This window comes from Streptomyces sp. KL116D (assembly GCF_030766975.1).
In the GTDB taxonomy this organism is placed as follows: Bacteria; Actinomycetota; Actinomycetes; order Streptomycetales; family Streptomycetaceae; genus Streptomyces; species Streptomyces longispororuber_A.
Window position 1 is genome coordinate 1 of sequence record NZ_JASERH010000111.1, and the last position, 17,065, is coordinate 17,065.

Annotated in this window: 17 protein-coding genes and 5 pseudogenes; 8 read left to right on the forward strand and 14 right to left on the reverse strand. The window is 71.5% G+C overall.

Going from position 1 to position 17,065, the window contains the following annotated elements:
- Window positions 1-312: 312 nt before the first annotated feature.
- From RBJ77_RS43265 to RBJ77_RS43275, 3 genes and pseudogenes are all read left to right on the forward strand, one after another.
- Window positions 313-405 (forward strand): annotated as a pseudogene (locus RBJ77_RS43265) (PTS transporter subunit IIC); the annotation flags it as partial.
- Between the two features lie 358 nt (window positions 406-763).
- On the forward strand, window positions 764-1,165 hold the full coding sequence (locus tag RBJ77_RS43270) for a hypothetical protein (protein WP_372350026.1): 402 nt from the start codon (window positions 764-766) through the stop codon (window positions 1,163-1,165).
- Window positions 1,147-1,389, forward strand: a complete 243-nt coding sequence (locus RBJ77_RS43275; RefSeq protein WP_372350027.1) for a hypothetical protein — start codon at window positions 1,147-1,149, stop codon at window positions 1,387-1,389. The genes RBJ77_RS43270 and RBJ77_RS43275 overlap by 19 nt, the downstream gene beginning before the upstream one ends.
- Before the next feature lie 1,522 nt (window positions 1,390-2,911).
- On the opposite strand, the gene RBJ77_RS43280 is transcribed toward RBJ77_RS43275, so the two are convergent.
- The 9 genes and pseudogenes from RBJ77_RS43280 to RBJ77_RS43320 form a co-directional block, all read right to left on the reverse strand.
- Window positions 2,912-3,166 (reverse strand): hypothetical protein, encoded by a 255-nt coding sequence (locus RBJ77_RS43280; RefSeq protein WP_372350028.1) that lies wholly within the window; start codon window positions 3,164-3,166, stop codon window positions 2,912-2,914.
- 215 nt (window positions 3,167-3,381) lie between these two features.
- Window positions 3,382-3,522, reverse strand: a complete 141-nt coding sequence (locus RBJ77_RS43285; protein ID WP_372350029.1) for a hypothetical protein — start codon at window positions 3,520-3,522, stop codon at window positions 3,382-3,384.
- A gap of 573 nt (window positions 3,523-4,095) precedes the next feature.
- Window positions 4,096-4,224, reverse strand: coding sequence for a hypothetical protein (locus tag RBJ77_RS43290; protein ID WP_372350030.1), 129 nt, complete (start codon window positions 4,222-4,224; stop codon window positions 4,096-4,098).
- Window positions 4,225-4,437: 213 nt separating this feature from the next.
- Window positions 4,438-4,587 carry a hypothetical protein gene (locus RBJ77_RS43295; protein ID WP_372350031.1) on the reverse strand — a complete coding sequence of 50 codons (150 nt, stop codon included), beginning with the start codon at window positions 4,585-4,587 and terminating at the stop codon, window positions 4,438-4,440.
- 398 nt (window positions 4,588-4,985) lie between these two features.
- Window positions 4,986-5,297 (reverse strand): annotated as a pseudogene (locus RBJ77_RS43300) (LLM class flavin-dependent oxidoreductase); the annotation flags it as partial.
- A gap of 189 nt (window positions 5,298-5,486) precedes the next feature.
- A complete protein-coding gene (locus RBJ77_RS43305; protein WP_372350032.1) occupies window positions 5,487-5,753 on the reverse strand; it encodes a hypothetical protein in 267 nt (88 codons plus the stop codon).
- A 3,558-nt stretch (window positions 5,754-9,311) separates the two neighbouring features.
- Complete coding sequence (locus RBJ77_RS43310) at window positions 9,312-9,584, reverse strand: TSUP family transporter (RefSeq protein WP_372350033.1); 273 nt, start codon at window positions 9,582-9,584, stop codon at window positions 9,312-9,314.
- Between the two features lie 833 nt (window positions 9,585-10,417).
- Window positions 10,418-11,786: pseudogene (locus RBJ77_RS43315) on the reverse strand (rhodanese-like domain-containing protein); the annotation flags it as partial.
- 99 nt (window positions 11,787-11,885) lie between these two features.
- Window positions 11,886-12,368 carry a UTRA domain-containing protein gene (locus RBJ77_RS43320; protein WP_372350034.1) on the reverse strand — a complete coding sequence of 161 codons (483 nt, stop codon included), beginning with the start codon at window positions 12,366-12,368 and terminating at the stop codon, window positions 11,886-11,888.
- Between RBJ77_RS43320 and RBJ77_RS43325 the strand changes: the two genes are divergently transcribed.
- From RBJ77_RS43325 to RBJ77_RS43340, 4 genes are all read left to right on the forward strand, one after another.
- Window positions 12,355-12,543 carry a hypothetical protein gene (locus RBJ77_RS43325; protein ID WP_372350035.1) on the forward strand — a complete coding sequence of 63 codons (189 nt, stop codon included), beginning with the start codon at window positions 12,355-12,357 and terminating at the stop codon, window positions 12,541-12,543. The two genes, RBJ77_RS43320 and RBJ77_RS43325, sit on opposite strands and share 14 nt — an antisense overlap.
- 275 nt (window positions 12,544-12,818) lie before the next feature.
- Window positions 12,819-12,941: a hypothetical protein gene (locus tag RBJ77_RS43330; RefSeq protein WP_372350036.1), complete on the forward strand. Its 123-nt coding sequence runs from the start codon at window positions 12,819-12,821 to the stop codon at window positions 12,939-12,941.
- 325 nt (window positions 12,942-13,266) lie between these two features.
- Complete coding sequence (locus RBJ77_RS43335) at window positions 13,267-13,644, forward strand: hypothetical protein (protein ID WP_372350037.1); 378 nt, start codon at window positions 13,267-13,269, stop codon at window positions 13,642-13,644.
- Between the two features lie 22 nt (window positions 13,645-13,666).
- The gene (locus tag RBJ77_RS43340) at window positions 13,667-14,035 is read left to right on the forward strand and encodes a hypothetical protein (protein WP_372350038.1); all 369 of its coding nucleotides are present in this window, start codon (window positions 13,667-13,669) and stop codon (window positions 14,033-14,035) included.
- A gap of 36 nt (window positions 14,036-14,071) precedes the next feature.
- On the opposite strand, the gene RBJ77_RS43345 is transcribed toward RBJ77_RS43340, so the two are convergent.
- Complete coding sequence (locus tag RBJ77_RS43345; RefSeq protein ID WP_372350039.1) at window positions 14,072-14,224, reverse strand: hypothetical protein; 153 nt, start codon at window positions 14,222-14,224, stop codon at window positions 14,072-14,074.
- Window positions 14,225-14,911: 687 nt separating this feature from the next.
- Complete coding sequence (locus RBJ77_RS43350) at window positions 14,912-15,265, reverse strand: hypothetical protein (RefSeq protein WP_372350040.1); 354 nt, start codon at window positions 15,263-15,265, stop codon at window positions 14,912-14,914.
- Between the two features lie 299 nt (window positions 15,266-15,564).
- Here RBJ77_RS43350 and RBJ77_RS43355 point away from each other — a divergent pair, with 299 nt between their 5' ends.
- Window positions 15,565-16,020, forward strand: coding sequence for a DinB family protein (locus tag RBJ77_RS43355; RefSeq protein ID WP_372350053.1), 456 nt, complete (start codon window positions 15,565-15,567; stop codon window positions 16,018-16,020).
- Window positions 16,021-16,083: 63 nt separating this feature from the next.
- On the opposite strand, the gene RBJ77_RS43360 is transcribed toward RBJ77_RS43355, so the two are convergent.
- The 3 genes and pseudogenes from RBJ77_RS43360 to RBJ77_RS43370 all read right to left on the reverse strand — a co-directional run.
- Complete coding sequence (locus RBJ77_RS43360) at window positions 16,084-16,641, reverse strand: DUF5937 family protein (RefSeq protein ID WP_372350041.1); 558 nt, start codon at window positions 16,639-16,641, stop codon at window positions 16,084-16,086.
- A 34-nt stretch (window positions 16,642-16,675) separates the two neighbouring features.
- Window positions 16,676-16,813, reverse strand: a pseudogene (locus RBJ77_RS43365) (DUF5937 family protein); the annotation flags it as partial.
- 138 nt (window positions 16,814-16,951) lie between these two features.
- Window positions 16,952-17,053, reverse strand: a pseudogene (locus RBJ77_RS43370) (hypothetical protein); the annotation flags it as partial.
- Window positions 17,054-17,065: the final 12 nt, after the last annotated feature.

Consider the following 17,065-nt stretch of genomic DNA (forward strand, 5'->3'; position numbering starts at 1 on the left):
TATTCATATTATTATTATTATTATTATTATTATTATTATTATTATTATACATATTATTCATTATTCATTATTCATTCATTCATTACATATTCATATTCATTATTCACATTCATTATTCATATTATTATTATCATGTCCCTATTACATGCCATTCTGTTCCTAATTCGTTGTCGTACGTGTTCCTGACCGGGCATCACATGCTGTTCATGGCCACCCTGCGCGACACATGAGGTGATGGCCCACGGCGGGAGTCACTTCCTGGCCGTGGTCGTCGTCGGCGCCCGCGCGCTCCTGGGCATCATGCTGGTCTCCATGCCCGCCTTCGCGCATCCATGGACCAAGCGCGTCACCGGCAACAACACGGTCGCCGTCGGGCACTTCGGGACCGCCGGGTACATCGTCTCCCGGGCCACCGGTCAGGTGGTCGGCAAGAAGAGCCGCTCCATCGGAGAGATGAACCTGCCCTTGCGGGCTGCGCCCGCGCGACTCGATGGAGGCCTACCGCCCTGTCGATGGTCCCTGATCTACCACGATCATGGCCATCATCTTCCTCGCCAAGGTCGTGGCAGCAGAGGCGTTCAAGGCTCAGCGCTTCATACGGACGGCGGCGCGCGCTCGGCGACGCCGGCAACCTACCTGATGGCGGCGCTCGGTCAGGGGCTGCAGTTCGGCATCGCCGTCGCCGTGATCCTGCTCGGTGTGCGCACCATCCTCGGCGAGCTCTCGTCCCACCGCCTTCCAGGGCATCACCGCGCAGAAGGTCGTGCCCGGCGCCATCCCGGCCCTGGACGCGCCGATCGTCTTCCCGTGTACGCGCAACGCCGTGCTCGTCGGCTTCTACCTGCTCGTTCGTCGGCGGCCTGGTCAGCCTGGGGCTGCTCGTCGCGCAGTTCCAAGCCCGCCTTCGGCACGGCCTGCTGCCTCGTCCGCACTTCTTCACCGGTGGTTAAGCGGGCGTCGGCAACGCGACCGGCGGCCGGCGGGAGCGGCCATCGGCTCGTTCCTGAACGGCGTCCTGATCACCTTCCCGCCCGCGTTCCCGCCTCTCGGCGTCCTCGGCTCGTTCGGGTCGGCCAACACGACGTTCGGTGACGCTGACTTCGGCTGGCTCGGCCTATCCTCGGCAACGTCGCGAAGGCCGGCAGCGTGGCGGGGATCGTCCTGATGCTCGTGGTCGGACTCGTCATCCTCGGCGCGGCGATCGTGTGGCAGAAGGTCGTGGAGACCGGCTGGGACCTGGCGCCAAGCGCTGCGCTGCCGCCGCCCGGAGGACCGGCCCGAGCAGCACGACGAGAACGCGGGGCGGCGAGACCGCTGTCTCCCGTACGTACGCGAAGATCGCTCCCGGCCGGGGCACCGACCCCGCTGCCCCCGCCGCTGCAGGACTGAACCCTACCGGTGCCCGGGCGGGCCGCGCCGGCTCCGGCGGCCCGCCCCTGCGCCCCAGCTACTGTGCGTCACTGTTTCTCGCGTGGCCTGCCGGGCGAGGAACTCCTCGAGGCGCCGCCTTCTGCCTGGTCCCATGAAGCCCTGGCGGACGTTGCGGGCGCTTCTCCTCCAGCCAGCGCGCCTCGGCCGGGTCGAGGGAGCACGGCGGCGACCACGCCGTCACGGGCGACTGCCGTGCGCCCGCCCGCCCGGCGGCGGTAGGCGTGAAGGGCCGAATCCCGCCGGAGATGCGCCGAGATTCCGGCTGATCCGGCTGATGCGGCTGCACCGGAGGGTAGGCGCCGGCGCCCAGTGTTCCCAGAGCGCGCGCATGGCCGCCATGGCACACCAGCACGCCGTGGAGTCGCGGCCACACCGCCCTCCCACGCGATCGTGAGGGTGACGGGCTCGTCGACCTCCGCCAGCCTCGAGCACCCGCTCCATCTCGTCGTGGGTCGCGTAACTCGCTTCGACATCGGTCCGACGTATTCCCATGTCGCACGAGGCTACTGGCTGCACGGTGCGGACCTGTTGCCAGTCAGTGAGTCAGCGGGTCGGTGAGACAGCAGGTCGGTGAGACAGGCGGTCCCTCGGTCAGTCCCTGCGAGTCTGACCGGTTACGTGGCGCAGCAGGTGGAGTTCCTCGGAGTCGAGCCGCCTCTGGAGGCGGCGCAGCACCGTGTCGTCGATCTCGCCCTGGTCACGCAGCGCCGACCACGACGGTCCGGTGTTTCGGCGAGGATCGCCAGGCGCAGCGCGGTGCGCTCGTCGGTGAGGCGCTGCGGGTGGAAGGCCAGGTCGACGGTTCCGCCTGGCAGCGCAGCGCGAGCGCGTCGGCCTCCGCCTCCGCCAGGCGACCCTGACCGCCTCCGCGACCCGGGCGCGTGTCCAGCCGCTCGACGAGCACGGGGAGCGTGGCGAGCGCCTCGTTCAGGGCGTCGGACCTGCGCGCCACTCCTCCCGCACCACCGACCGGTCCACGGGATCCGTGCCCACCGCACCACCCAGGGCAGGATCACCGACTGCGCCATCGTCACCACTGATCACGACACCGGTGACGAGCACGATCAATCCCGCGGTCGGGGAAGGGCGATCCGTCCTCCAGCGTCGAGGGGACACTGAGCGCGGCAGCCAGCGAGATCGCGCCCCGGAATCCCGGACAGGGCGCTGACGGCGAGCCGCCGCGCGGAGTACGTCGTCCCGGACGCGCGCGTGCCGCGCCGGGCGACGCGGAAGAACCTGGCGGCACCACTGAAGTAGTACGCGAACCGGCACCGCGATCAGCGTCCCGGCGACGGCGAAGCCTGCCCCGAACGCCCGGGCAGCTGCTGGCCGCCCTCGTGCTCCATGACGGAGTGGACGAGTTCGGACGCGCCGATCAGACGAACAGCGAGCCGTTGAGGAGGTACGTGGCGACGGTCCGGTAGTGCTCCTGTGCCTGCACCGACCTCGGCGTCGGTGTGCGGTCCGCTCTGACTGAGCATCAGGCCGCACACGACGACCGCGACCACCCGGACGCCTCGGCGTACTCGGCGACGAGGTACGCGCGCTGAACGGGGTCAGCAACAGCAGCACCTGCCCGCAGCGCGTCCCCGTCGGCCGTCTTCGCCCGCAGCCGCTGCATCAGGACGGCGGACACGGTTTTGATCAGGCACCGCCGCCGCAGCCGCCGAGGACGCAGCCAGCTGACGTGGGGCACGGTGACGTGCTCGGTGCCGACGGTGACGCCAATCAGCATGCCGTAGACGACCAGCGCCGTACCGTCGTTGAGCAGGCTCTCCGCGCAGTAGCGATGTCGGCGGCAGGAGCCGGCGACGCCGACGGCGGTCGCGTCCGTCGGTGCGACGAGCGGCGCCCAGCGCCCAGGCGGGCCCTGTCGAGGCCCATCTCGTGGGCGATTTGCAGGCGACGGCGCCCGCCGAGGCGAGCACCAGCACCGTCGCGGCGAGCGCGTCACGTCGGTGAGATGGCGGCGGATTCTTCCCGCAGCGAGGCGTTGAGGCTCTCCCAGAACAGCAGCGCGGGCAGGAAGAGCAGCAGCACCACCCCGTAGTTCCACGGCGCGCAGCGCGACGGCACGAAGCCGATCAGCACGCCGAGTGGTGCGACGACGGGAGGGCGACCCGCAGCCGCTCCCCCCAGGCGGATCCCAGCAGTACGGCGACCCCCAGCAGCACCACTCAGCACAAGGCCCAGCACGTGTTCCTCCTGATCCTCGCCTCTGCCGGAAACGGTACGGGGAGTTTCCGGTGCTGGGTTCCCGCGTCACCTTCCGGTGGCGTCCGGTTCGGGGCCGGGGTGCGGGGCGCGGACCGGTCGAGCAGCGTACGGAGCTCGGCGGCGCCCACGTTCGCGCCGAACGTCTCGTTCCTGGCTGCAGGCGGGCTCCTTCGGCGAGCGGGCCGGCCATGACCGGGTCGAAGCCGAGCATGTCGACCAGGTGCGCGACGGAGTCGACGGCGTCGGTGTCGTCACCGGCGAGCGCGATGGCCCTGGTGGTCCGCGGCTGGGCGCAGGGCGCCTCCAGGTCGTGGTAGCCCATGGTTGAAGGGCCTTGACCACGTGCGCCCCGGTGAGAAGTCCTGCACGATCTCGCTGGACGAGGTCCGGGGTCGGTCAGGCGTCGCGACGCCGTCGGTCTCCCACCTCAGTAGTTCATCGCGTCGATCACCAGCCGCGCAGGGTGTCGGCGGGGACCGTGCGGTACTTGCCGAGCGGCAGCGCGAGGACGACGGCGTCCATGCCGGCCGCGGCCACCTCCCGGGCGGTGACCGCGACTGCGCCGGGCGTGAGCACTCTACCGTCAGGCGATCGCCGCCGGATCGCCCGGAACCGCGATCAGCACTGGTATCCGGCGCGCAAGGCGAGCCGCGCGAGCACGGTGGTGCCGACCTTGCCGGCGCCCAGGATGCCGAGGGTGCGTACGTCGTGGACCGTCATGTCGTCCTCCCTCCTCACTCGTGGATCGTCGCTGTCGTCAGCCGGCCAGCATGTCGCGGACCATCGGGATCACCTTGGTGCCGTACAGCGCTCGACGGAGCGCGCAGCCGCGTTGACGGGCACCGTGCCGGAGCCGTAGATCATGTCGAAGCGGCCGATGCCGAGCGCCCGCACGGCCCGCGTGATCTTGCGCACCGTCTCGGGCGACCCGATGTACAACGAGCCCTGCTCGATCTCGCGCCTGTACTGGCACGGGTGATCGGCGCCAGCCGCGCGCCGATCCGGTCCCGCATCTCCTGGTAGTGCGGCCAGTGCTGCGCGCGCCTCGTCGTCGGTGTGTCGGCGACCAGGCCGGGCGAGTGCATCCCGACGGGTGCGCCGTGGTGCCGAACTGCTCGGTGGCCCGCTGGTACAGCGCGATACGGCGCGAAGTAACTGGGCCGCCGCCGATCACGGCGAGCATCAGCGGGAAGCCGTACTTCGCGGTGCGCACGACGGACTGCGGCGAGCCGCCGACGCCGACCCAGGTGGTCAGCCCCGCCTCGGTCTTGGGGAAGACGTCCGTCCGTCAGCGGCGACCGCACGGTGCCGCTCCAGGTGACGGGCTTCTCCTCCACCAGCTTCGCGCGAGCTCGATCTTCTTCCTCGAAGAGGACGTCGTCGGCGAGGTCGTAGCCGAACAGCGGGAACGACTCGGTGAACGAGCCGCGCCCCAGGATGACTGGCCCGCCGTCCGCGTAGCCAGCAAGGCCGAGCGTCGCGAAACGCTGGAAGACGCGGACCGGGTCGTGTCGGAGCTGAGCAACTGTCACGCCGGAGCCGAGCTTGAGGGTCGGTGCGGGTGGCGATGCCGGCCAGCACGGTCTCGGGCGTCGATGGATGTACTTCGGGCGGTGGTGCTCACTGAGCGCGAGGGCGTCGACGCCGATCTGGTCGGCGAGGACGGCCTGCCGACGACCTGGCGGATGGCCTGCGCGTACGAGACCGGCCGGCCGGTGTCGTCGTGCGGGACGTCGCCGAACGTGTCCAGGCCGAAGAGGAGTTCGATACGACGGGTGCTCCTTCGTGTGCCGGGAGGGGTGTGGGGTGTGGGTGGGGTCCGGGTTCGGCCGGGCTCACTAGGCGTACGGGCCGAAGCGGCCCCAGGCGACGACCACGGCGACGGCTAGCAGCACGACGTTGACGGCGATGTGCGCGACCACTCCTCGTCCTGGGCGTGTGTGGCCACGGCGCCGCGCATGACCAGCGCCAGGCCGGTCGTGCGAGCGGTGTGAGGACCGGGCGATTCCGGTGTCGCCGGTAGGTCGAGGCCGAGGGGTCCTGAGGACCTTCGGCCGCGGCGCGATGCCCTTGACCTGCGCGCCGAAGCGCCTGGCCCAGGGCATGGCCTCGGCGGTCCCTTGGCGTACGGCTGCGCGAGCTTGCCGCCGCCCGCGGCCAGCATCACGAGGGCCAGCAGGATCTGCAGGATCCAGAGAAAGAGGGTCACGGTACGTCCTGTCGCTACGGGGCGGAGGCGCCGGGCTTGCTCCTCGCGTCGAACGGAAGCCATAAACGGACTTCACCGTTTCTATTCCGGCAGTAGGTTGGAGCCCATGAACAGCCCATTGGTGCCGCTCGGCCGGCCGCGCGCCGAGCGTGCGGACGCTTCCGCAACCGCGCGCAGCTGCTGACCACGGCGCGCGATGATGGCCGAGCTGGGCGTGGAGAAGGTCACGATGGACGGTTCGCGGAGCGGGCGGGACTCGGCAAGCGGGCACGGTCTACCGCCGCTTCGGCACGCGGGCCGGGATCTTCCACGCGCTGCCCGACGACGACGAGCACGTCTTCCAGGAGCAGGTCTCAGCGGGCCGCCGCTCGGGCCGGGCGCCGAGCCGATCGTCTGGCTCATTGCCCATTGCCGCGCCTGCACCGCTAAGCAATTCGCGGGACCACCTGGCGATCGTCCGCGCCTCTCACTGACCGCACAAACCGAAAAATCGCCGGGGCGGGCGCCACCCTGACGCGCATGCACCTCCGCCTGCTCCTGCGCCCGCCCGCCCTGACGCCACCGACGTCGACACCTCGCCCCAGCCTCACGGCGGCGCTGGAGGGGCTGTTCATGCTCTACCTCCGGCACCCCGGCCCGAGGAGCCTCGCTGGCGCCCTGGTCGCGGGACCGGGCTTCGGCGACGCGGCTGGCAGCGGCTGGTGGAAAGCATCTGCTGGACGGACCCGCCGCCGGCCGGCATTCAGCGCCCCCGGCCTTCCTCTGGGGCCGGGCGCGACGGCAGCACTCCCGTGCCGGTCAGCACTTCCTTGAGCACGGGTCGTCGAACTCCTCGTCGAAGTTCATGGGGTCCTCCGACGAGCGGCCGTGGGCATGTGGATCGCTTCTGCGGATCGTTCGCCCGATAGGCCTCGCAGGAACTCCCGCCGCTCGTCCTTGCTGCTCGCGTACCAGGCGTCCCTTCCCCGGCGTTCCGCGGCGGTTTCAGCCTGACCGTTCCCGCCCGCAGCCGGCGAGCAGGACAAGTGCCACGAGGGCGACGGCGGTGGCGACGGGTCTCACACGGGCTCCTGGCTGAACGGTCATGGGGGCGGTGACAGGTCCGCAGGGTAACTCGGTGGTATCTACAGGCGGTCAGGGTGGGCGTCGGTCCGCGGCGCCGTCGGGCCCCAACCACCCGCGGTGAAACGGCCGATGGGGATCCCCGCGGTGAGCAGTCCGGTACGGCGGCGCACCATCCCCCTCACGGCGACTCCCGCCCCTGAACTCGCTGCGGAGGAACGGCGGTTGGCCCAAGAGTTCGGGATCGCACGCAACCGGAACCGGGTTCTGTAGCGCGCCTGTTGCGGACGGGCCGACAAAAACGGTTCGCTCCCTTCGGTATCTTCCGGGGACTTCGGGTTCGGGTGGCGGGCTGCCACCTTGAGCAAGGGAATGCGGACATGGTTTCCACCCTTCGGCGGAGCTGTTCCGCTCGCTCGGGGCCGACGACCCGCCGGTGGTGGGCGGTTGCCGTACTGGGCCGCGGTGCTCGGCACCGGCGGCATGGGCAGCGTGTACCTCCCGTACACGCCGGGCGGCCCGGCCCATCACGCGCTCAAGGTGATCCGGCCGGAGTTCGGCTGTCAAGATCCGGGAATTCAGAGCGCCGGTTCGAGCAGGAGAGGTCAACTCCCGCGCAGCGGGTGCAGGGGCCTCTACACGGCGCCCGTCATCGACGGCGACACCAGAGGGGCAGCAGCCCTGGCTGGCCACCGCGTACGTCCGAGCCCCTCGCTCGCACGCCGTCGCCCAGCACGGCGCGCTGCCGCTGCGCAGCTCCCTGCTGCTCACGGTCGGCGTCGCCGAGGCTGCACGTGATCCACGGCGCGGGCATCGTGCACCGCGACCTCAGCCCGCCAACGTCCTGCTCGCCGCCGCCGACGGCCCCCGGGTCATCGACTCCGGTGCACGCCCGCGCGGGCCGACGCCACCTCGCTCACGGGCACCGGCGTCCGTCGGCACGCCAGCACTTCATGGCCCTGCAGGCGGCGGCCGGGCACCGTCACTCCCCGCCACCGACGTCTTCGCACTCGGCCAGATCACCGCCTTCGCCGCCATCGGCCGACCGGCGTTCGGTGAGGGTTCTCGCACGCGGTCCTCACCGCATCGTCCACGAGGACCCCTGACCTGAGCCAACTGCCCGACGAACTGCGGCCGTTGGTGACGCACTGCCTCAGCCGCGACCCCGCCGACCGGCCCAGCCTCGACCGAGATCATCGAGCGGTGCCACGAGCTGTCCCCGACCCCGCTGCGGCAGGGGCGAGGACTGGCTCCCGCAGACCTTCGCCAGCTCCATCACCGAGCGGCTGCGGCCGCCGGAGCCCGCACCGACGCCGCCGCCCGCCGCGACCGCGCCCGACGCCTCCCCCGCCGACCGCGACGGCGACGCCCGCGCCTCCTGCCGGGCGCCCTCGCACGCACCGACCGCGTTCAGCCCGCACACGCCGCCCCTGTCCCCGTACGCGCACCACCGCACCCCACCAGGCCGTCCCCGGCCACGCCCCCGCACCACACACATGCCGGGGCAGCGGGGCCACCCGACGCCCGCGCCGCAGTGGAACCAGCGGCTACGCGCCGCCGCAGGGTCCTGGCATGGTCGGCAGGTCATGGCGGCGGCGCCGCTCCCTGCCGAAGAAGAAACGATGGGCCCGATCATCGCCGCGGTCGTGGTGGGCGCGTTCGTCGTGCTGGGGATCATCGGCGCGCTGATCCCCGACGGGGAGAAGAGCGACGGCGGGTCCGGGTCCTCCAGCTCGTCGAGCTCCGGCGGTTCGGGCAACGCGGGCCAAGTGCTGGCGGCGCGAAGCAGCCCGACCCAAAGCCGGCGAGCTACCAGGGCACTCGACCCGACCGAGAATCCACTACCTCAAGATGGGCGACAACTGCGCCCGCCGCTCGGACGGCGGCGGCACCGTCCTCGTACATGGGCGGTGACGTCTACTACTACTGGACAGCCCGGTCACCGGAGAGAAGAAGATCGGCCTCCGACATCGCGCAAGCTGGTCCTCCTCAACAACGCGCAGCAAGGTCCTTGCAGGTTCAAGCCGCACGGAGACCCGCTTTCACCGAGAAGATCGACCTCGACCAGCTGACGACGGTCGCAGATCTGCGTCCTCAGCGACTTCCGGCCACGTCGCGGTGGTGGTGACCTACCGCGGCAAGTCCGGGTGCCGAACGACTCACGCCGGACCACGTCACGCTCGACGTGACTTTGGCGTGGCGCAATGCCGAGGAGCCGACCGAGAGCGACTGGGACTCGCCGGGACACCCCGCCTCTGGACGCACCGCGGGCGTCAGAGCACAGGTGCCAGCACACAGCGCCAGATGCACGGCGTCGACGATGCGAGCGGCGGCCACTGCAGCAGCAGCGCCACAGCGAAGAGCGCGATTTCGGTGGTGAGTTCCCTTTCGCTCACTTCGACGAGAGGCGCTCTGCCGTCCCACGCGCCCAGGACCGCGGCGCCGACGAAGGGCGCGACCGCCGCCCAGTCCAGTTCGTGCAGGTGCCGCCGCGCAGGGCGAGCGCGCCGAGCGAGTTGACGGTGATGACCAGCAGGCTCGTGCCGACGGCCGCGCGCATCCGCAGTCCGAGCAGGCCGACGAGCGCGGGCACGGCGAGGAATCCGCCTCCGACGCCGAGGACACCCGGTGACCGCGCCGAGGCCCGCGCCGGCCCCTGCCGCACGGACGGGCCCGGCGCCGTTCGCCCTCCGTTCCTCCCCGCCCGCAGCATGCACGGCCGCGCCCGCGGCGACGACCGAGAAGGCCGCCTGCAGCACGGCGCCGGGAATGCCCGCGGCGAGCGCGGGAGCTGCATCGCCGGGCCGATCCCGGCCGCGGCGAGAGCAGTCCGGCACGCCATCTGACGTGCCCGTCGCGCGCGTACTCGGTCGCCACGCCATGACCGAGGTAGGCTGTGACACTACGAGCCCCCGCGGTGGTGGCCGCCACGGGGTGAAACCGAGCAGGTAGATCGGTGCGGGGACGGCCAGGACGCTGCCACCGCCGCCGAGCGCGCCGAGCGACAGTCCGACGACCGCGCCCGCCACGAGCCAGGATCAGTGAGTCGCGACCGTACCGGGCAGGCCCTGCGCGTTCACCACGGGCAGTGCGGACAGCGCCCACTCCTGTATGCCCGCCGACGACGTCGACCGCGTCCGCGCCGCCCCGCGTCAGCAGGTCGACCGCCTGCTGGGAGCGCCCTGCCCGAGCGGCAGATGACGACCAGGGGGCGTCGCTTCCGCCTCGCCCGGCAGCGGCACGCCTGCGGCGAGCCGCGACAGCGGGAGGAGCAGGGGCACCGGGTATGTGTCCCGCCTCCACTCGTCGAGTTCACGGACGTCCAGCAGAACGTGCCCGCCGTCGCGGGCCAGTGCCGTCCTCGGTGTGTCCGGTGCGCCGGGCCGCTTCTTCTACGGTGATCCGGCCGGGGCCGAACGGGGATGTGGTCATGGGCGGTCCTCGCCTCGTGCGTAAGGGTGGGTCGGTCTGGTGCGGCTCAGGCGGCGCGGGAGCGGGGAGTCCGGCCGGTTCGGCGGCGGTGAAGGAGTCGTCGACGGCGACGACGTCGCGGCCCGCCGCGTCGAGCAGGGAGGCGGCGATCGCCGCGCGCATGCCGCTCGCGCAGTGCACCCAGACCACGCCGGGCGGCACGTCGTCGAGGCGCTGGTGCAGGGCGTGCAGCGGGATGTGGACCGAGCCCTCGACGAAGCCCGCGGCCCGTCTCGGAGGCGCGTCGGACGTCCAGCACGACGACGTCGTCCGTCCGGTCGCGCGTCCGGTCGCGCGTCCGACGGCGCTCGGCCAGGTCGGCGAAGGTGGCGCGGGGGAAGGTGGCAGGGCCGGCTCCCTCGACGAGGCCAGGCGGCCGGCTCTCCGGTGGCGGCGGCGGCCGGGCGGTCGATGCCGACGCGCACCAGTTCGCGCTGCGCGTCGGCGAGTTGCCCGGCGGACTCGGCGAGCAGGGTCACCGGTTTGCCCCAGGGGATCAACCAGGCCAGATAGGTGGCCAGTTGACCGTCGGCCTCGAAGTTGTAGGTGCCGGTGACATGACCTTCGGCGAACGCGATCCGGTTGCGCAGGTCGACGACCCATTCGCCGGCGGCGAGCCGGGCGGCTATCTCCTCGGCGTCGGCGACCGCGGGGGCGGTGAGGTCGACGGGGCGGGTCCGGCGGAGTTGGTGGGGGGCCATGTGGGCGTAGTAGGCGGGGTGTTCGTCGAGGCCGGCCAGGATGCGGTGACGAAGGTGTCGACGTCCTGGGTGAGGGCGTCGTTGGACGCCTTCTCCTTGCCGATGGTGGTCTCGGTCCCCGTGCCCTGCCCCGCGGAGCAGAAGCCGCCGAAGCCGTGGGTGGGCAGCACGGCGGTGGCGTCGGGCAGTTCGCCGGCGAGCCGGTGGGCGGAGGCGTGCTGGGCCCGGGCCAGCTCCTCGGTCAGTCGTGGTTCGACCAGGTCGGGGCGGCCCACGGTGCCGATCAGCAGCGATCCCCCGGTGAACACCGCGGCCACCGTGCCGTGCTGTTCTGAGCGCGTACGCGGTGTGGTGCGGGGTGTGTCCGGGGGTGGCCAGCGCTTCGAGGACGAGGCCGGTGTCGACGGTGATGCGGTCGCCGTCGTGGACGGGTGTCCGCTCGAAGGAGACGCCGGCCTTGGCGGGCACGAGATAGGCGGCGCCCCGTGAGGCGAGCCAGTTCCAGGCCGCCGGTGACGTAGTCGTTGTGGACGTGCGTCTCGGCGACGTGCGAGATCCGCACCCCGCGGCGGGCCGCCGCCGCGAGCACCCGGTCGATCGCGCGGCGGGTCGACGCGACGGGCGGTGCGCTCCCCGCCCGCGAGGTAGCTGCGGTTGCCGAGTCCGGCCGTCTCGATGGTGTCGACGAAGAACATGGCGTGCGCTCCTTCCGGTACCCGGCCGGCCTGTGGGCCGCCGGGTGCGGGTGTGGGTGGTGACTGCTTCTCTTGCGGACGGGTCCGGCCCCGTGGGGTTCAGAGGACCGGGTCGAGTCCGCGTGGAGACGCTCCGGCGCGGGCGGGTGAAGGGGCCGGAGCGGGGTCCAGGCGGTATCCGGGTGCGGGCGTCGAAGCGGGCGACGACGCTGAAGCGGTCGCCGCGGATGAGGGTCGTGCGCCATTCGACGGTGCGGCCGTGCGTACGGCCGAGCCGCTCGATGGAGAACGCGGCCACACCGTCGGGCAGGCCGAGGAGTCTTCTGCTCGGCGGCCGTGGGGGTGACGGCCTTGATGTGCTCCTCGCCGCCGACCAGACGGATGCCGCAGCGCACGGCGAGTTCGTCGTAGAAGAGCGGTGTGACTGAAGTCGACGTCGAGCAGGGCGCGGGCGTCCGAGGCCAGCATCCACACCTTGTCGTGCGCGAGGGGTTCGCCGTCGGCCAGGCGGATGCGCTCCAGGTACAGCAGGGGGCGTGGACTCCTCCATGCCGAGGCGCACCGCGACGTGCGCGTCCGCACGGACGTCGAGGGCGCGGACGATGCTGCGCTGCTCCAGACCGGCCGCCTCGACGGAGGCGAACAGGCTGTAGACGGCGCCGACGAACTGCTCTATGACGCCTCGCCCGCGGCCCGTGGCCGTCGGCCGCGGGCCGCGGTCTGCCTTCCCTGCCGCAGGGTCGCGCAGCGCGGCTGAACGGTGTGCCGGCTCACCTCGTACCGCTTGGTCAGCTCCATCTCACCGGGAAGGAGTCGCCGAACTCTCCCTGCTCCAGTCGGTCCCTGAGGTCGTCCCGCACATGACGCCCACAGCGGGGTCCGGTCCGCCGCCCTCGGGAGTGGGTTCCTCGCTCATGATCCCATCCTTGTGTACGTACATTTGGATAGCTAATGTACGTACATTAACGCGCACCGCCAGGAACAGGGAGGCTGACCCCGCACCGGCCAGTCGGCAGCGACCCCTCGAACCGGATGGAGCACGGGACGACCACGCACGCGCACCACAAGGTCCTCATCGTCGGCGGCGGCAGCGCCGGCGTCAGCGTCGCCGCGCGCGGGCTGCGGCGCCAGGGCGTCGCGGACGTCGGACTGTGAACCGTCGGCGACGCACTACTACCAGCCGCTGTGACCCTGGTCGGCGGCGGCCGGGCGCGCGCCGGGGAGAGTGCCCGGCCGCAGCGTTCCGTCATGCCGAAGGAGGGTCTCCTGGATCCGCGACCGCGTGGCGGGCGTGACTCCCGAGAGCGGACGGTCGCCCTGGCCGGCGGCCGGACCGTCGGCACGACCGGCTCGTCGTCTGCCCAGGCATCCAGCTCGACTGGGACGCGGTGCCCGGCATGGCGCAGGCCGTCACCGCGCCGCACACCTCCAGCAGCTACGCCTACGAACTGGCACCCAGACCTGGGACCTGATCCGTCCGATGCGCTCGGGCACGGCCGTGTTCACGATGCCGTCGGGGCCGATCAAGTGCGCGGGTGCGCCGCAGAAGATCGCCTACCTGGCCGCCGACCACTGGCGTGAGCAAGGCGTCCTCAAGGACATCCGGGTGGTGCTCGTGCTGCCGACGCCCAAAATGTTCGGCGTCCCCGTGTTCGCCCGGGAACTGGAGCGGGTCGCGGCCCGGTACGGCATCGAGGTGCGCACCGGCAGCGAGCTGGTCGAGGTGGACCCGGACGGCCGCGCCGCGACGGTGGTCGACCACGGGACCGGCGCGAAGGACCGCATCGGGTTCGACCTGCTGCACGTGGTGCCGCCGCAGTCGGCCCCCCGACTGGCTGAAGGCGACCGACCTGGCTGATCCGGCGAACCCGGCCGGTTACGTGGAGATCGACAAGTACACCTCTGCGCCATGTGCGCCACCCCGACGTCTACGCCCTCGGCGACGCCGGTTCCTCGCCCAACTCCAAGACGGGCGCGGCGATCCGCAGCAGGCGCCGGTGGTCGCCCGGAACGTCGTCGCCGACCTGGCGGGCGCCGAGGCGCCGCCCGCGTCGTACGACGGGTACGCCTCCTGCCCCCATCACCACCTCACGGCCAGCATGCTGCTCGCCGAGTTCGACTACACGCTGCAGCACCGCCCCCACCCTCCCCTGATCGACACCACGCGCGAGCGCCGGGACATGTGGTACCTGAAGCGCTACGGACTGCCGTTCCTCTACTGGAACCTGATGCTCCGCGGACGCGCATGAGGAGCCGCCGCGGCACCGCCGACCCGCTCGGCCGACTCAGACGACGCCCACCAGCACGATGACCAGGGCGGGCAGGGCGACGAAGACCGTGCCGAGGTAGACGGCGAGGACCCACCGGCGCTCGGCGGCGACGCGGGCGCGAGGCTCCCCGGCGCAGAACAGCGGCACGGGGCGCAGGAGCGGGATCACGTAGATCGCGACGATCGCGAAGAGGCCGTGGCAGCCCGTGACACGAGACCGCCTGGAGGCCGATCCTCGCGTCCCGTCCGACGCCGGCGAACGCCGCGAAGACCTGCACCGTGAACGTCGTGCCGAGGTTGGGAGCCGACGACGACAGGATACACACCTGCGCCGGTGATCAGGATGCCCGTGCCGACGAAGGGGACCAGGACGGACGTGGTGATGGTCGACGACTGGGTGACGACGGTCACCATGCCCGAGGCCATGGCGAGGTAGGCGTTGCGGCCGACGGCGATCGGACGTCGCAGGCCTACCGAGCCGACTGCAGGAACGAGCAGCTGCCGCCGTAGCTGATCGGCGGACAGGATCAGGGCCGCGCCGATCACACGAGAACAGCGCGGCCGAGGCGCCGCTGACGTGCGAGGTCGCGTGGATCACGCCGTGCTCCACCGGTCTGGTGGCCGCGGATATGAAGGTGAAGTGGGCCCGGGTTCGGCAGCCAGTCCGTGCCGCAATAGCGTCGGTCAGCGTCCCGCTGATGTGCTCCCGGGCGGATGCCAGATCATCAGCTCGATCGGGAAGAGAGATCAGCAGCGCGAGCCAGTTGTAGTAAGTCGTGGACGGTCGAGGCGCCCAGCGCCCGGCGCGGAACTCCGTGCGGTTTCCGATGAAGGTCAGGGCGACCTAGGTTCGTCGTCACCATGCGTGCCGACGTTCGCGCCGAGGATGATGGGGATCGCTCCCTGGATGGGCAGCGCGCGCCCGACCCACGGCGGTGACGGCGATGGCCGAAATCGTCGCGGTCGACGGCTGGATCAGGACGATGTGCCGAGGACGCCGACGCTCCAGTCCGACCCGCGGGCTCGCGGCGAAGGCGAACATGGTGCGCGCCGCGTCGCTGCCCAGACCCGCGAAGCCGCGGCTGATGATGCTCACGGCACAGATCAGCAGGTAGATCAGCCCGGCGACGCCGAGCCAGCCGAGGGCCGTGGTCCACGTGGGAAGGTCGGGGCGGTCGTCCGGCCCGCCGTCGGATGTGGCTTCCGCCATGGACCAAGGCTACAGCTCGTCACCAGGGGCGCTCGTGGGCCGGACGCCGTACGAGTGTCAGGACCGGCGCCGGTCTCGAAGAGCGGGTGGTCCGGAAGTCGTGGGTGCGCGAGGTCAGCCGCACGTCGAGGCTCATCGTTCCGTCGGGGCCGAACAGCGCCCGGTCTCCCCCGCCCGGCAGAACCTCGCGAAAACGTGACGACAGCCGGTGATCGGGCAGGCTGGCGTCCGCGGCATGGGCCCTTCACTCCGAGCGTCCTCCCTTTCAGGCCGACGAACGGACCGCACTCGTCGGCTGGCTGGACCTCCAGCGCCAGATCCTGCGGTGGAAGTGCGAGGGCCTGGCCGAGGCGGACGCACACCGCGCCGTCGTCCCGACCTCCCCGGCGATGACGATGGCCGGGCTGATCAGCCACATGCGGTGGGTCGAACACACCTGGCTGGAGGTGCTGTTCCTCGGCGGCGACGAGAAGCAGAACCCGTCCTTCGACGAGACGGACGAGGACGCCGACTGGCACACCGACGGCGCCGCGCTGAAGGACCTGCTCGCGGCCTACGAGGCGCAGTGCGCCCGCAGCGACGAGATCGTGGCCGCGGCCTCCCTCGACGACGTCGGCCGCCACCCCGACTGCCGCTCCGCCAAGGCCAGCCTCCGCTGGATCCTCCCCTCCACCTCGTCAGGAGACCGGCCGGCACGCGGAGCCCACGCGGACATCGTGCGGGAGCTGCTCGACGGGTCCAAGGGCTACTACTAGCCGCCCCCGCCCGTCCGCGCCTCAGCGCCAGCACGGCCGCCAGCAGATCGGTGCCCAGCGCCGTCAGGATGCTGGACGGTTCGAGGGCGTGCCGGACGTTGCCGGCCGTGCCGCCGCGCGGTGAGCAGGCCCGCGCGGCGCGGCACGGCGAGATGGCGGGACACCTCCGGGCGGGACAGTTCCCAGACGTGGGCCAGCTCTCCGGTGGTGTGCGGGCCGCGCGGGCCAGCGTGCGCAGCAGCCGCAGCGCACCGGATGGGCGAGCGCCTCCAGGCGCAGGGTGACCGTCTCCAGGGACACCGGTTCCGCCGGGTTCGGCTCGGCCACCGGGTACTGCACCACCGGGTGCCAGCCGGGTGCGTGGACCACCACCAGGTGCGGGCTGTTGAACACGCTGGGGATGAAGGTGACTCCGGTGTCGTCGGCCTGTGTCGCCTTGTCCTGCAACTTGTCCACCAGGATGCGGTCGCCGTCCGGCGACAGGGTGACCACACCGGAGACCGAGGCGAGCGCGGCCGCCGCGCCCTGGCTCCGCTCGAGCAGGTCGTTCTTCGGGCGCAGATCGGTGGCGAGCCGGACCGCGGCAGCCGTCCAGAGCCGTGTCGAAGAAGGCTTCGGCACTGGGTGAGGGTGTCCACACCCGTTCCCGCACCGCCGCCGGGTCCGCGAGCAGCCGTTCCGCGAAGGCCTCCTGACGCGGGCCACGGGCCTGGGCCGGGTCCAGCGCCCGCTCCGCGCCCTCGCGTCGGTGAGCGGCGACCGCGCGGCGACGGGCGCCCGGGTGCCGCCGCACACGTGGTGACGAGCGCGGCGGTCACGTACATCTCGTCGTCGATCCGGTCCACGTCGTCCAGCTCGTCGGCGAGCGCCCGCCGGGTCGTGCGGGGAACAGGAAGTCGGCCTGCGAGGACCGCCAGAGGAACTCCGCCTCCTGAGCCGCTCGGCCAGCTCGGGCCGCAGTCCGGCCCCAGACGTCCGCGGCCCACACCGCGTGCTGCGGATGGTGCCCCGGCTCGGCCAGCACGTGCAGCATCGCGGTCAGTTC

Bases quoted from the DNA above. Each gene is read 5' to 3' on its own strand.
- RBJ77_RS43280 (WP_372350028.1), bottom strand. From the start codon at position 3,166: ATGCTGATTGGCGTCACCGTCGGCACCGAGCACGTCACCGTGCCCCAC.
- RBJ77_RS43305 (WP_372350032.1), bottom strand. From the start codon at position 5,753: ATGCCCTGGGCCAGGCGCTTCGGCGCGCAGGTCAAGGGCATCGCGCCG.
- RBJ77_RS43330 (WP_372350036.1), top strand. From the start codon at position 12,819: ATGGAGCACGGGACGACCACGCACGCGCACCACAAGGTCCTCATCGTC.
- RBJ77_RS43335 (WP_372350037.1), top strand. From the start codon at position 13,267: ATGCGCTCGGGCACGGCCGTGTTCACGATGCCGTCGGGGCCGATCAAG.
- RBJ77_RS43350 (WP_372350040.1), bottom strand. From the start codon at position 15,265: ATGGCGGAAGCCACATCCGACGGCGGGCCGGACGACCGCCCCGACCTT.